At 35.1% G+C, this 15,206-nt stretch carries 13 protein-coding genes; 4 read left to right on the top strand and 9 right to left on the bottom strand.

Annotation, left to right across the window (positions count from 1 at the left end; genetic code table 11):
* The first annotated feature begins 192 nt into the window (after window positions 1-192).
* On the top strand, window positions 193-687 hold the full coding sequence (locus tag B3C16_RS15360) for a CAP domain-containing protein (protein WP_291133111.1): 495 nt from the start codon (window positions 193-195) through the stop codon (window positions 685-687).
* Window positions 688-770: 83 nt separating this feature from the next.
* On the opposite strand, the gene fumC is transcribed toward B3C16_RS15360, so the two are convergent.
* Window positions 771-2,168, bottom strand: a complete 1,398-nt coding sequence (fumC, locus tag B3C16_RS15365; RefSeq protein ID WP_291133113.1) for a class II fumarate hydratase — start codon at window positions 2,166-2,168, stop codon at window positions 771-773.
* Between the two features lie 284 nt (window positions 2,169-2,452).
* Between fumC and B3C16_RS15370 the strand changes: the two genes are divergently transcribed.
* Window positions 2,453-2,626, top strand: a complete 174-nt coding sequence (locus B3C16_RS15370; RefSeq protein WP_171223207.1) for a hypothetical protein — start codon at window positions 2,453-2,455, stop codon at window positions 2,624-2,626.
* Window positions 2,627-2,676: 50 nt separating this feature from the next.
* Here the strand turns inward: B3C16_RS15370 and B3C16_RS15375 are convergent, their stop codons facing one another.
* Entirely contained in the window at window positions 2,677-5,136 is a 2,460-nt protein-coding gene (locus B3C16_RS15375) for a TonB-dependent receptor domain-containing protein (protein WP_291133116.1), read from the bottom strand.
* Window positions 5,137-5,228: 92 nt separating this feature from the next.
* A complete protein-coding gene (locus B3C16_RS15380) occupies window positions 5,229-5,570 on the bottom strand; it encodes an ArsC/Spx/MgsR family protein (RefSeq protein WP_291133118.1) in 342 nt (113 codons plus the stop codon).
* Window positions 5,571-5,784: 214 nt separating this feature from the next.
* On the opposite strand from B3C16_RS15380, the gene B3C16_RS15385 reads away from it, so the two are divergent.
* Both B3C16_RS15385 and B3C16_RS15390 read left to right on the top strand, forming a co-directional pair.
* Window positions 5,785-6,597: a type II CAAX endopeptidase family protein gene (locus B3C16_RS15385; protein ID WP_349680466.1), complete on the top strand. Its 813-nt coding sequence runs from the start codon at window positions 5,785-5,787 to the stop codon at window positions 6,595-6,597.
* Window positions 6,590-7,630: an AMP-binding protein gene (locus B3C16_RS15390; protein WP_121313644.1), complete on the top strand. Its 1,041-nt coding sequence runs from the start codon at window positions 6,590-6,592 to the stop codon at window positions 7,628-7,630. Before B3C16_RS15385 ends, B3C16_RS15390 begins: the two co-directional genes overlap by 8 nt.
* Before the next feature lie 64 nt (window positions 7,631-7,694).
* Here the strand turns inward: B3C16_RS15390 and B3C16_RS15395 are convergent, their stop codons facing one another.
* From B3C16_RS15395 to B3C16_RS15420, 6 genes are all read right to left on the bottom strand, one after another.
* Window positions 7,695-8,120 (bottom strand): DoxX family protein, encoded by a 426-nt coding sequence (locus B3C16_RS15395; protein ID WP_121313645.1) that lies wholly within the window; start codon window positions 8,118-8,120, stop codon window positions 7,695-7,697.
* Between the two features lie 81 nt (window positions 8,121-8,201).
* Window positions 8,202-9,818, bottom strand: coding sequence for a M1 family metallopeptidase (locus B3C16_RS15400; RefSeq protein WP_291133123.1), 1,617 nt, complete (start codon window positions 9,816-9,818; stop codon window positions 8,202-8,204).
* Between the two features lie 32 nt (window positions 9,819-9,850).
* Window positions 9,851-11,509, bottom strand: coding sequence for an RluA family pseudouridine synthase (locus B3C16_RS15405; RefSeq protein ID WP_291133125.1), 1,659 nt, complete (start codon window positions 11,507-11,509; stop codon window positions 9,851-9,853).
* A gap of 60 nt (window positions 11,510-11,569) precedes the next feature.
* Window positions 11,570-12,835: a hypothetical protein gene (locus tag B3C16_RS15410; protein WP_291133127.1), complete on the bottom strand. Its 1,266-nt coding sequence runs from the start codon at window positions 12,833-12,835 to the stop codon at window positions 11,570-11,572.
* Window positions 12,836-13,118: 283 nt separating this feature from the next.
* Window positions 13,119-13,538: a DUF5004 domain-containing protein gene (locus tag B3C16_RS15415; protein ID WP_121313649.1), complete on the bottom strand. Its 420-nt coding sequence runs from the start codon at window positions 13,536-13,538 to the stop codon at window positions 13,119-13,121.
* A gap of 28 nt (window positions 13,539-13,566) precedes the next feature.
* The gene (locus tag B3C16_RS15420; protein ID WP_291133129.1) at window positions 13,567-15,195 is read right to left on the bottom strand and encodes an acyl-CoA carboxylase subunit beta; all 1,629 of its coding nucleotides are present in this window, start codon (window positions 15,193-15,195) and stop codon (window positions 13,567-13,569) included.
* Between the last annotated feature and the right edge of the window lie 11 nt (window positions 15,196-15,206).

Genomic DNA, 15,206 nt, shown 5'->3' on the forward strand with positions numbered 1-15,206 from the left:
TGTATTTCAACGATTTTATTTGTATTTTAATCGGTGTTTTTGCTAATATTGTTCAAGAAAATAAAACAATACGTTCTTAAAAAACAAAATCTATAAAGTGTTTGCCCCACATCTACTTTATTAAAACCTGTCAAAATTAATCGAATAAAGTGTTTGCCCCACATCTACTTTATTAAAACTTAACCTACTACTATGAAAGCAAAAATGTTTAGAGCATTGTTGCCGCTAGCAATCGTGTTCACTATGGTGTCTTGTTCTTCTGACTCAGAAGGAACAACAGAAGACAAACAAGTTGTAACTACCTACAATTACAACGAGAATGAGTTAAAATTAGTTACGCTAATTAACGACTACCGTGAGAGCCTTGGATTAAACACCCTTCATGTAATCAATCACATCTCTTACAAATCAGAAGAGCACAATTATTACATGATTGAAAAAAATGTGTTTAATCACGATTATTTTCAGCAACGATCAGACAACTTAATCAGAGTATTAGGAGCAGAAAGAGTAGGCGAGAATATTGCCTATAATTATCAAACTCCGGAAAGTGCATTTGCGGCTTGGTTAAACAGTCCGGCACACAAAGCTAACATAGAAGGTGACTACACGCACTTTGGAATTTCAGTTACAACAAATCCGGATACCGGAAGAAAATATTACACTAATATGTTAATAAAAAAATAGTTTGATTATTGTTTTGTTTGATTTTGACAGATCGAAAAACCCGGCTCTAAACCGGGTTTTATTATTTTGAATACATTCTATTTCTACTTTAAACTTCCTACCATGTCTTCGGGTTTTACCCAAGCATCGAAGTCTTCAGGAGAAACATAACCCAATCTAACCGCTTGTTCTTTTAAAGTTGTACCGTTTTTATGAGCGGTTTGCGCAATTTCGGCTGCTTTGTAATAACCGATTTTGGTATTTAAAGCGGTAACCAACATCAATGAATTGTCTACCAACTCTTTAATGCGTTTGTGGTTTGGCTCAATACCTTGTGCACAATGTTCGTCAAAAGAAACACAAGCATCACCAATCAAACGAGCTGACTGTAAAAAGTTGGCTGCCATTACCGGTTTGAAAACATTCAATTCATAATGACCTTGCATTCCGCCAACAGCAATCGCTACGTCGTTACCCATAACTTGAGCACAAACCATTGTCAAAGCTTCGCACTGTGTTGGATTTACTTTTCCAGGCATGATAGATGAACCCGGTTCGTTTTCAGGAATTAGGATTTCGCCAATTCCCGAGCGCGGACCTGAAGCCAACATTCTGATATCGTTTGCAATTTTATTTAAGGAAACGGCCAATTGTTTTAAAGCACCATGCGCTTCAACAATTGCGTCGTGAGAAGCTAAAGCTTCAAATTTATTCGGAGCTGTTACAAAAGGATGACCGGTGAATTGGGCAATATATTCGGCTACTTTTACATCGTAACCCGCTGGTGTGTTTAATCCGGTTCCTACAGCAGTTCCGCCTAAAGCTACTTCAGACAAATGGGACAAAGTATTTTTTAAAGCTTTTAAACCGTAGTTCAATTGCGCAACATAACCAGAAAGTTCTTGTCCTAAGGTTAGTGGCGTGGCATCCATCAAGTGTGTTCTTCCGATTTTCACCACATTCATATATTCTTTTGATTTGGCTTCTAAAGTATTGCGCAGTTTTTCAACTCCCGGAATTGTTACTTCAACCGCTGCTTTGTAACAGGCAATATGCATTCCGGTTGGAAAGGTATCGTTAGAAGATTGTGATTTGTTGACATCATCATTGGCTTTTACCAGTTGTTCGCCTTCACCGATTTTGAATCCGGCTAAGACTTGAGCGCGATTGGCAATCACTTCGTTTACATTCATGTTGCTTTGCGTTCCTGAACCGGTTTGCCAAATCACCAAAGGAAATTCGTCCGTTAATTTTCCGGCAAGTATTTCGTCACAAACGGCTGCAATCGCATCGCGTTTTTCGGTTGAAAGCGCACCTAAGTCACAATTGGCATAAGCGGCCGCTTTTTTCAAGTACGCAAAACCTTCTACGATTTCTTTTGGCATAGAAGCTGATGGGCCAATTTTAAAGTTATTTCTTGAACGTTCGGTTTGTGCGCCCCAATATTTATCGGCAGGCACTTTAACTTCGCCCATGGTGTCTTTCTCAATTCTGTATTCCATTGTGTTTATTGTTTGTTGTTAATGTGTATTGTTTATGCTTTATTTTAGCCCCGATTGAAGTGGAAATCCTCTTTATTGCTTTGAAGAAAAGCCCTTTCCCGAAACTTCGGGACGCTCAGGGTGACAAAGCAATAAAAAGATTGCAACGGAAAGCGGGAAACAGCTCCTAAAAAAGCCTTGCAAAATTAGTGATAAAAACTATTTAATAAAAATTGATTTTGTTTTTTGGTAAGCTTAAATATTCCGCTTACATTTGCGTATAATTCAAAAAAATTCCGGAAAACATGTTTGAATTTCAACAGTATTTAGGGTTCTTAGCTTTCTTAACCATTTTAACGATTGGTTTTTGGTTGATGATATTTTTAATCACTTTCATTGTTCCTTATTGGATTTTTGGTGGTGTTAAAGAATTATTGGCTGAAAGAAAAGCACAAAAAGAAGCCGAACAAACAGCCTAGTTTAAACTAGATGTTCATAAAAAAGCCCCGAATTTCGGGGCTTTTTTAATTTATGATCCTGGGAAATCTCCGCCATCATCTTGTTGCCCATTACGCGGTTTTCTTTCTTTTTCGTTTTTAGGTACGTTGAAACGGTAAGTAAAAGAGAAGTTGATTTGTCTCACTCTCCATTGCATTTCGCTATAAGAGTCTACTTCGCCCGGAAGATAGGTTTCTGAAATTCTCTTTCTGGAATTGAAAACATCATTTACATTTAGAGAAAGAGTTCCTTTGTCTTTTAGAATGTCTTTACTGAAACCTAGGTTCATGCTAAAAACGCCTAAGCTTTTTCCTTGTGCTTGTTTTTGAGCGCCATTATAAGTAGCGTTGGTTTGCCAATCTATTTTATAAGGTAATGTTATTTTTGAGGTTACTCTCGTAAACCATGAAGTTGCACTAAAATCAAAATTTTGCACAACAAGGTTATCATTTAAATCGGTATAAGAGTAATCACCATCGGTTTCGTTGTAGAAGAAGTTGAAATTACTGTTCAATTTCCACCATTTGTACGGTGAATAATTTAAGGTAAATTCAAAACCAACTCTATATTGTGTAGCCAAATTGATAGGCGAAGTAATAATTACCGGAATATCGTTTTGCAATTCTCCGTTTGGTCTTCTCACAAATTGGAATGAATCAGATGTTTTGTTACCGTAAAGTGACGTGTTGAACGTTAATTTGTTCCAACGTTTGATATACCCTAAATCGACAGCATCAGTGAAGGCCGGATTTAAATCGGGATTTCCTTGAAAAATATTAACGTTACTTGATAAGTTGTTAAATGGATTAAGGAATCGTCCTCTTGGTCTTTGAATTCTTCGACTGTAGCTTATGGAAGCACTTGTTTGATCTCCGATTTCGTAAGTAAAGAAAGCACTCGGGAAAAAGTTATCGTATTTTTTGTTGTTGAAATCATCGGTTGCCAATTGGTTTACATCAATATTAGAATCTTCCCAACGTGCGCCAAAAAGGAAAGAGAACTTCTTCACTTTAAAGCCATAACTGGTGTACAACGCATTCACATATTCCTTGTATTCTAAAGTATTGGTAAATTGAGGCGAAGGAACTCCGTCATTGATTACGCTGAAATCGGAAATGTTTTTAGAAAAATCACCTTTGTAACCGAATTCAAATTGGCTTCCTTTTCCAATAGGATAAACGTAATCTGCTTGAAATAAGTTTCTGCTTTGCTTTTGATTATTGGTAGTTTCGTCTAAACCAACAATACTGGTATTGGTAGCCGTATCCGAAATTAGAGCCAAATTTTTGTCTGTATTAGAAGAGAAGGAACCATCAATGGTTAATTTGTGACCTTCTTTTTTAAAGTTTTTAGTGAAGTTGGTCGAAAATTCCACATTCTTACTTTTACTGTCTTCGTAGTTGATACGATTTCGGGTATAATCATATACGCGATTGGCATCGTAATAGTCTTGCAAGACATTGTCAACATTATCGCCGAGACTTCTTCTGTAATTAACAATATTCGTCCATGTCAATGATTTAGTTAAGAACCAATCAAAACCAAAATTGCCATTGTAAGATTCATTCAAACGATCATTTTCACGGGTTTCAAACAAATAATTTCTGGTCGTATTGTCGTCGTTTAAATATCGGGAATTGGTTAACGCATTTCCCGGATTGTTTCTAAGACTATAGCCTTGAGTGGTGAATAGATTGAAATTTTCCTCTTTATAGTTTAGTGTTCCGCTCAAACTATTGTTTTTTGGATCTCCAATTCCGCCAATGAATGTTCCGTTAATACCTTGGTTTTTTCCTTTTTTTAGTATAATATTCAATAATCCGCCGCCGCCTTCTGCATCATAACGTGCTGATGGATTTGTGATTACTTCTACTTTCTCAATCGCATCTGCCGGAATTAATCGCAAAGCTTCAGTAATATTGATTGCATTCGATGGTCTGCCGTCAATTAAGATTCTAACGTTTTCATTTCCTCTTAAACTCACATTTCCTTCAACGTCAACAGAAACAGAAGGAATATTGTCTAAAACGTCACTAACCGTACCGCCTTTAACCATTAAGTCGTTTCCGACGTTGTACACTTTTTTGTCAAGCTTGATTTCAACAGTCGTTTTTTCGGATCTAACAACCACTTCGTTTAGTTGTGTGGCATCTTCTTCTAAACCAATTGTTCCTAAATTGGTATTTTCAGTCAATTGCTTTGCCTTAATTTCGGTAGGTTTAAATGAAATAAACTCGATGATGATATCAAATTCTCCGGTAGCGGCATCAACAGCAAAATTTCCTTTGTTGTCTGTTATTCCACCGAAAATCTGTTTTGGGTTTTTGGTATTTTTTAAAGTAATGGTTGCATATTCTAAAGGCAATTTGCTTGTCTTTTCGATAACATTACCGGTAATAATAATTTTAGCTCGTGATGGATTTTGTTGTGCCAATGCTAAAAATGTGCAGCAAAATAAAAGTAGGGTTGAGATAATTTTAATTTTTTTCATCTAAAATGTTTTGATTCTTGCTTAAGAGTGCAAAAGTACACTTTGGTTTAAGGGACAATTCACAAATGTTTGTTAAATGTATAAAGCCAACTTTAGAGGAATTTTTCCACTTTTTCGAGTTCTCTGCCAATGATAGCAACGTTCCCTTTAATGATAATTGGTCGTTCTATTAAAATTGGGTATTGGGCTAATGCTTTGATAACTTCGCTGTCAGATAATGTTTTGCCTTTAAAATGTTCAATCCAAATGATTTCTTTCTGACGCACCAGTTCTATGGGTTTGATATTTAGCTTCTTAATTACAATTTTTAATTCTTCTTCGGAAAGTGGATTTTGAATGTAGTTTCTAATTTCATATTCTGCTTTAGAATCATCCAGAAAAGCCAAGCAATTTCTCGATTTTCCACATCTTGGATTGTGAAGTATTTGTAACATCTTTTTTTTACAAAGTAATAGATATTAATAGAAAAAAGTTAATTTAGGCGAAACAATAATTTCAAGCCCTATGTTTTTAGAAAATAAAAATAAGTCGCACAATTCAGTTCTTAATTACCTTTTAGGATTTTTTATCATAGCTGTATTTTATTTACTTGGGCAAATTCCGCTTGCGGTAGCCCTGATAGTTAATACCTTCTCAACAGGAAAAACAATGCCAACTACTGAAGAGGAAATAATGAAAGTTTTTAGCCCAAACACCACGTTGTTTCTAATGTTATTGATTTTTGTTTCAACTATGATTGGTATTATTTTGGTGGTAAAATATCTACATAAGTTAAAGATGATTGACATAACAACTTCAAGAGATAAAGTAGATTGGAAGAGAATATTCTTTAGCTTTAGCATTTGGAGTTCATTTACAATTCTTTCCACTTTGGCCTTTTATTTTTTAAGCCCTGAAAATTTTGTGTTGAATTTTAAGTTAATACCATTTTTAATTCTACTACTTATATCTTTTACTTTGTTGCCAATTCAGACTAGTGCTGAAGAGTATATTTTCAGAGGTTATTTGATGCAAGGTTTGGGATTATTGGCAAAAAACAGATGGTTTCCTTTGGTGACAACTTCATTGATGTTTGGATTAATGCATATTATGAATCCTGAAGTTCAAAAAATGGGTTATATTATTATGATTTATTATGTTGGTACTGGATTTTTTCTCGGTATTATTACTTTGATGGATGATGGAATGGAATTAGCGCTTGGGTTTCATGCTGCTAATAATATTACGGCTGCATTATTAGTATCGGCTGATTGGTCAGCGCTTAAAACGGAATCTATTTTGAAAGACATTTCCACACCATCAGTCGGGTTTGAAGTTTTGGCACCGGTCATAATTATTTTTCCAATACTATTATTTATCTTTAGTAAAAAATACCAATGGACCAATTGGAAGGAAAAACTAACCGGAAATATTGTAATTAAAAGCGAAGAACCAATACAAAATAGTGAAAGTCATGAATAGTCCAACCTACGAAAACGTACACAATCAATTTAAATTGAATGGATTTCATCTCGACAGAGAAGACTTGTGTCGTGTGGCTTATAGTTTTATCAAAGAAGGAGAAGATTTTGAAAAGCCGGTTGGCGATTTTCTTTTGGATTGGTTTGATGGAAGAGATTATATCGAGATGCAAACTTCGGGAACTACCGGAACGCCAAAAATAATTTCGGTAAGCAAGCAAGCGATGGTGCATTCTGCTTTGGCAACCGGTGATTTTTTTGATTTGCAACCCGGTAATTCTGCTTTACATTGTTTGCCCGTAAAATATGTAGCCGGTAAAATGATGTTGGTTCGCGCCATGATTTTGGGTTTAGACTTAGAATTTGTAGCCCCGAGTTCGCATCCTCTGCGTCATAATGAAATTGATTATGATTTCGTAGCGATGGTTCCTTTACAAGCCCAAAATTCTATATCCGAATTAAAGAAAGTAAAGAAATTGATTGTTGGTGGTGCAGCAATTAATAAAAATTTAGAAAAGCAACTGTTAAAACTGTCAACCCAAGTTTTTGAAACTTATGGCATGACAGAAACAATCACGCATATTGCCGCCCGAAAATTGGGTGAAAAAGCATTTACTGTTTTGCCTGGCGTAACTATTTCGTATGACGATAGAAACTGTTTAGTGATTCATGCCCCAAGAATTTCTGACGATGTTATTATCACTAATGATATTGTAGAATTGGTTAACGAGAACCAGTTTGTTTTCTTAGGTCGAATGGATAATGTAATCAACAGTGGCGGAATCAAACTCATTCCGGAACAAATAGAGGAGAAGTTGGCGCATAAAATACACCAACGTTTCTTTATAGCTTCTAAACCGGATTCAGAATTAGGTGAAAAAGTGATTTTGGTGGTTGAAGGTGAAAAGCAAGATTTAGGTGCAGATTTATATGAAGAATTAGATAAATATGAAAAGCCAAAAGAGTTGATTTTTCTTCCGAAATTCAAAGAAACCGGCAGCGGGAAAGTCATGAGGAAAGAAACTTTGCAATAAAGGAAAACGCACTGAAGTAAAAAGACCTTAGTGCGTTTTTTTATTTTAGGGGAATTACAATACGCTATTTTTGCATTTTGAAATAGTAATCCGCTGAATGCTTTCCACTTCCATAAATAGTGTAAAAAACACTTAACGCTAGTGTAATTGTAGCTATCAATAAGTTCATCGCATTCATTTCTCCAATAAAATTGATTAGAACTGCACCGAGGAGAATTGGCAATTGCGCAATTAAAGCCCAACGGGTTAACAATCCGAAAACAATCATTATGCCGCCCATAATATGAGCAGAAGCGATATAATGGAAAGTTAGCATGCCGCCGAGAAAGTTACTTACTGGAGCAATTAAGTCTTCAAAATCTCTACTGTTGCTGATGAAATAGGCGCCTTTGTAAATTAAAAAAACACCAAGTATTACTCTGAAAGTATCAAACCAAATTGTTGAATGAGCATTGGCCCATTTGTTCAAACCTTTTACTGAAGTATCCATAATAAATGAGTTTAAAGTTTAGTCTAATTTACTATTTATTAATGAGATACGAAATAGTTGGTGCTGTTTTTTTAATATTGATTAAGGTACGTTGATGTAGAATTTATTGTCCAATACTTGGACTTGACCGATTTTTTTAACTTTCAACTTTGTAGAAGACCAGTCATTTTTGGGGTAAATTCTGATGGTTTTTTCGTTCAAAGTAATATCAACCGGCATCTCAAAGTCTTTCTCAACATTGGTCCATCTTGCATGTAATTTGCCTTTATTAACTTTAAGTTCCAATTTTGGAATGGAAGTTTTATATAAATACTGCTTAAAAATGGGTGTCAAATTCATTCCGCTTTCTTTGTTGAAAAAGGCAATCACCGTTTCGGTATCAATGATTTTGTGTTTATAAGTATTTGAATAATCTAAAATCAATTTCCACCATTTATCGTCATCATTGATTACGTGTCTCAGAGTGTTTAACAATAAAGCACCTTTAGGATACATATCGCCTGAACCTTCGTGATTTAAACCATAAATTCCAATAATCGGTCTGTCATTGTCAACATTACCCCGCAAACCGTTGGCGTATTTCATTGCTTTTTCGTAGCCTAGTGTACATTCGACATAAACGATTTCGGAGTATTGGGTAAATCCTTCATGAATCCACATGTCGGCAATGTCTTTTGAAGTGATACTGTTGCCGAACCATTCGTGACCACTTTCGTGAATCGTGATGTAATCAAAAGTCAAACCGATTCCCGTTCCAGATAAATCCATTCCGAGATATCCTTTAAAATATTTATTTCCATAAGCTACAGCGCTTTGGTGTTCCATACCTAAATAAGAAGTTTCGACTAATTTATAACCGTCATCCTTGAATGGATAGTCGCCGAATTTACTTTGAAAGCAATCCATCATAGGTTTTACTTCTTCAAAATGCTTTCTGGCTTTGGCTTCGTTTTCACGCAAAACATAATAATCCAAATCCAATCCTTTGTAATTATCTTGCAGGTGAACATAATCAGCAACATTCACTGTAATGTCATAAGTATTTATCGGATTTTTCACTTCCCAATCCCAACGAGTGTAACCGTTTTTTAAATCTTCAGAACCTATAAACCTACCATTAGAAACATTCATTAATCCATTGGGAACAGCCACTTTGATACTTGCTCCTCTATCGGGTTCATCGGTTTGAGAATCTTTCACCGGATACCATAAACTCGCTCCGGTTCCTTGCACGGCAACCCCAATCCAGTCTTTTCCGTTCTTGTCTTTTGAAAAAACAAACCCGCCATCCCAAGGCGCACGTCGTGCAATTATTGGTTTCCCTGAATAATAAAATTTAATCGATTGTTCCGGCATTTCTGTTGATAATATAGAGGGAAAATCGATAAAAACCGCATTAAAATCTCTAATATATGTCAGTCTGCTTTTGTTGTAAATGATACTGTCTACAGTCATGTTTTCAAATAAATCGACTTGAATTTTTGAAGTATTTTCAACCACTTTTAAAGTGATGTTATTATAGCCTACAATTGACTTTTCTTTCGGGTCAATTTTGATATTCAAATCATATCGTAAAACGTCATATGAAGTTCGTTCCAAACGTAATCCACCTTGAAGCGAATCTTTGCGGCTAAAGTTTTGGGCGAAAAATGTTTGAAAACCGAACAGCAAAAATGAATAACAAAACAATTTTTTCATAAGGGAAAGTGTTTCACAATGAGTCTGAAAACCTAACTTTTGTTACGGGTATAAAAATCAGCAGAGACTGTAATTGTAATAGTCTCTTTTGAAATGGGATGACTAAAAGTAATGCTTTCTGCGTGCAAATGCAAACGATTGGCTTTAGTACCGTATAAATCATCGCCGACAATGGGTGTATTTAAACCTAAATTATGAGCGGCATGAACCCGAAGTTGGTGCGTTCTGCCGGTAATCGGGTAGAAGTAGACCAGGGTTTGATTTTCTCTTCTTTCAATTACTTCCCAAAGGGTTTGTGCCGGTTTACCATGTTCATAGCATACGATTTGATTCGGGCGATTGTCTAAATCAACGCGTAAAGGCAAATCGATTACGCCATTATTTTCTTTTAACAAACCATCAAGTAGAGCTACATAACGTTTTTTGACTTTTCGTTTGATAAATTGGGACTGCAGGTTTTTATGGATTTCGCTCGATTTGGCTATCAAAATCAAACCTGAAGTCGACATGTCTAAGCGATGTACTACCAATGGTCCGGTTGCGCTGGGATAAAGCTTTTTGACTCTAGTAAAAACAGAATCGGTGACTTGTTTTCCCGGAACTGACAGGAATTCAGCAGGTTTGTTTACCAATGCCAAATAGTCATCTTCGAAAACAATTTCGAGTTCTTTGTCTTGAGCAGTATTGATTTGAAACGGATTGTCATCCATCGGGATATCTTTCAGCATGTGAGCCAAAATAGGTTCGCATTTTCCGGAACATGCCGGATAAAATTGCTTGTGTTTTCTGACTTCAGATTTGGGCGATTGTCCCCACCAAAATTCCGCCATAGCAATTGGTTTCAAATCGTATTGAAAAGCATAATGCAATAATTTAGGTGCCGCACATTCGCCGGCACCGGCTGGTGGATTGCCATTAAAGATTTCACCTAAACTTTTTAGTTCTTGGTATTGGTTTAAAAAAGCATATTCGGCAAATAATTGTTGCTGTAAGTTCGCCGATTTTTGACGACGCTCTTCTCTGAGTTGGTTGATTGTATTGGTGTATGCATTCAAAGACTCCATGGCAGCTTGGATATGATAGTTCCAATATTGCGTCATTTTTTTGAGTAAGATTCCTTCTTCCTGACTTTCTTTGTTGAGTTGTTCCAAAGCTTCTTGAGGAAATAATTTTCGTTTTTCGGTACGGAGTTTTTTACCCAGTTTTATCTTTAGTTTTTGCTCTTGGATCTCTTTTTCTGCTTGGCTTTTGGTTTGTTCCAAATGTTGGATAGAAGCCAGATAATCAACATCATTTTCAAGTTTTTCAATCTTTTTGTTGTACAGATTAAGAATGGTTTCTTCCTTTTTGAAAAAACTGTTTTCTTCGAGCATGTCAAAAACTGTCGGAACAAACAGCGGATGATGATTACTTTCTGCCAATTTTCCTGAAAAAGCCCATAGATAACCCAATTGCCCATCATTATTTTGCACCACTAAAATGCCAAACATTTTACCAATCACTAATCCGTCTTGTTCCACATTTAATCCGAAATTGTGTTCAAAATCAGATTGAGTTTCCAGATAGTTTTGCAACTCATTCGCAGCAATAACGCTCAACTGATGCGGTTCGTAATAGAATGGAAAGGTGAATTTTTCGGGTAAAGGAATACCAGAGATATTTTGTTGGAAAGGTTGGAATAGGTTTGACATTTGTTTATTCAGGATTCATAATAACTTTCCTTTAAAGAAGTAAAACTATCTATTCTACTATCACTTTTTAAATTTAGGTTTAATTATTGAATATCTAAAAGAAAGAGAAATATTATCGTGGTTGGTTTTGTAACTGTATATTCTATCAAAATAATTTCTTGGTATCAAATTATATTTTACTTCAAATCCATATCTCCAGTCGAATGCATAACCTAATCCAAGTTGAATAAATATGTCGCCGAAAGTTTTGTATGTAATATTGGTGTATTCATCAGGGAGATTTAAGTCTTCATTATATTTTTTGGTTATAGATAATTTAATATCATCATTTGTATAAGAATAACCTAATGAAAAATTTGAATAAATCTTGTGCTTTATTTGGGTTACAAAATTATATCTAATACCTATTTCCGGGGTTAAAATGGTTGGTTCGAATTTTGTGGTGTAATATTCAGTAAAATCTTGAGAATCGATTGACTTTGTGCCATAAGTAAAGTCATACTTGCTATAATTGATTCTTAAAAAGGTTTCAAATTTTCTATTAATATCAGAGATAAGATATGAAAATTCAATACCTAAATTAATATTTTGTCTATTGATTTTATTTTCATTGATTCCCAAGTTTTCATAGTTAAACGTATTAAAAGAATAATCAATATATGGAGTAAGTATTATTTTACTTGAATGCTTTATTGTGTCATAATTAAAAAAGACACTATCGCAATTATTGTTTTTGTTAATTATATCCTTCAACTTATTCTCTTTGTATTCAACCGCTAAAAAGTTTTTTAATGTTAATTTGTTGCACAATAAGTTTTCTGATAGTTGTTTTTTGTAGTTAGTTATTTCCTTGATATTTCCATCATTGTAGATTTTTTTGTATTCAAGTAACTTTACATTTTCTTCGTCTTTGTTCTTTATGAAATAACTTTTAAAGCCGTTAATTGTTAACAGATAAAGTGAAACTTCTCCATTGACCAATTTTTCTAAAAATAAAGTTTTAGTTTCAGCTTCAATATTAGGATTAATTCTTTGTAGTACGTCTGCATAATTTACAGATTCTTTATCATAAGTTACGGTGTATCTTTCAAAAATTATACTTTCTTCTTCAAATACAATCTGTTTAGAATTACTTGTATTTAGCGATATAGTTTCAGATTCCATACTTTTTTTGAATTGAAATCTATCAGGAGTATTAACTGTTTTATTGTATAAAATTAACCCCGAAATTTTCTGATTTAAATCATTGATATAGTAACCTTGTTTGAATTTTTTTTGAGCAAATAATGAACTTGTTAATAGTAATAGAATGAATACTTTTTGCATGATTTTAATTATTTTTTTTAAAGATTTAGATTTACGTTTTAATTTGAACTTCTTTATAAATCGGCCTAAGATTTGACCCTTTTTTATGTTCTAGAAAATCCAAATACTAGTTATAAAAAGGAAATATTAGAGTCAGTAATAATTTTTTGGATGAATAATAAAACGCAAAGTGAATTTTAAGATAATATACCCCGTAGTTTTTTTAAAACGACAAAGTGAATATTAGATTTCATCGTTGCAAAACTAAAAAAAGGAATTGAAAAATGTTAGCTAAATTCTGATTTTATTCTTTCAATAAAAGTTTCAAATTGGCAATCGTGGAAATTTCAGATTTGTAAAATTGAAGCGCTGTTGGTACCATTTTATCAGACGTGTCACGAGGCGATTTTTTGATAATTCTGGCAGTTGTACCGGTGAAATTTAAAGTATGGTCTTTATCTAAATCAGTTGTTTCGGTGGTGAATCTTATAATTTTATTTTCTACTTTCCAGGTTCCTTTCCCTTTTAGATGATATTCATTCATCCCATTATTAATATAACTTGTATAAAGAAATTTTTTATCAGAATTTAATTGAAGCTTATAGTCAATGATTTCACCTTTTTTAGCTTCTACATAAAAAATGTAAGTTCCAGTATAATCTTCGGTTTGAGTAGTAAAACTAAAATTCAAAGTTACAAGTAAGAGAAGGAGTAATGGTTTCATGTGAAATGACTTTTTGGTTAGGATAAATTTAAACTTGTATCACACCCAAATTGAACTTTTTCTCAATCGGTGCATGATTTGCAGCTTCGATTCCCATTGAAATCCACGTACGCGTTTCTAACGGATCAATAATCGCATCTGTCCATAATCTTGCCGCTGCATAATAAGGAGAAACTTGGGCATCATAGCGCGCTTTGATTTTATCGAATAATTCTTGTTCTACTTTCTCGTCAACGGTTTCGCCTTTGGCTTTTAATGAAGAAGCTTCAATTTGGGCCAATACTTTTGCGGCTTGTGTTCCGCCCATAACTGCGAGTTCCGCGCTTGGCCAGGCAAATATTAACCTCGGGTCATAAGCTTTGCCGCACATGGCGTAATTTCCGGCACCATACGAGTTACCGACAACTACAGTGAATTTTGGTACAACCGAATTGGAAACAGCGTTCACCATTTTCGCACCATCTTTGATGATTCCGCCGTGCTCACTTTTGGAACCCACCATGAAACCTGTTACGTCTTGTACAAAAACCAACGGAATTTTCTTTTGATTACAATTCGCAATAAAACGAGTCGCCTTATCGGCAGAATCCGAATAAATTACGCCACCAAACTGGATTTCACCTTTCTTTGTTTTAGAAACGGTTCTTTGATTGGCTACAATTCCGACAGCCCAACCGTCAATTCGGGCATAACAAGTGATGATGGATTTACCATAATCGGGTTTGTACATGTCCATTTCAGAGTTGTCAACCAAACGTTTGATAATCTCCATCATATCGTATTGTTCCGTTCTTGATTTTGGTATAATGCCGTAGATTTCTTTTTCGTTTAAAGCCGGTTTTTCCGCTTTTTCACGGTTGAATCCTGCTTTTTCATAATCACCAATTTTTCCGACGATACTTTTGATGCGGTCTAAAGCGTCCTTATCATCTTTGGCTTTATAATCGGTCACGCCTGAGATTTCGCAGTGAGTTGTGGCTCCGCCAAGCGTTTCGTTGTCTATGTTTTCGCCTATGGCAGCTTTGACCAAATAACTTCCGGCCAAGAAAATACTTCCCGTTTTATCAACTATCATCGCTTCATCGCTCATAATCGGAAGATACGCGCCACCGGCAACACAACTTCCCATTACGGCGGCAATTTGGGTAATGCCCATACTGCTCATAATAGCATTGTTTCTGAAGATTCTGCCAAAATGTTCTTTATCCGGAAAAATTTCGTCTTGCATGGGTAAATACACTCCGGCAGAATCGACTAAATATATTATCGGTAAACGATTTTCCATCGCTATTTCCTGAGCACGTAAGTTCTTTTTAGCTGTAATCGGAAACCAAGCACCGGCTTTTACAGTAGCATCATTCGCCACAACAATACACTGTTTTCCTTTGATATAACCCATTTTTACCACAACGCCACCCGAAGGACAACCACCATGTTCCGCATACATGCCATCACCAACAAAAGCACCGATTTCAATACTATTTGCTTTAGCGTCAAGCAAGTAATCGACACGTTCCCGAGCGGTCATTTTGCCTTCGGAATGCAATTTTTCGATGCGCTTTTCGCCGCCGCCAACTCTGACTTTAGCAAAACGTTGCTTTAAATCGGTCAGTAAAAGTTTGTTGTGATCTTCGTTTTTATTGAAGTTGATGTCCATATTTTGATGAG

Source organism: Flavobacterium sp. UBA7682 (assembly GCF_002482945.1).
In the GTDB taxonomy this organism is placed as follows: Bacteria; Bacteroidota; Bacteroidia; order Flavobacteriales; family Flavobacteriaceae; genus Flavobacterium.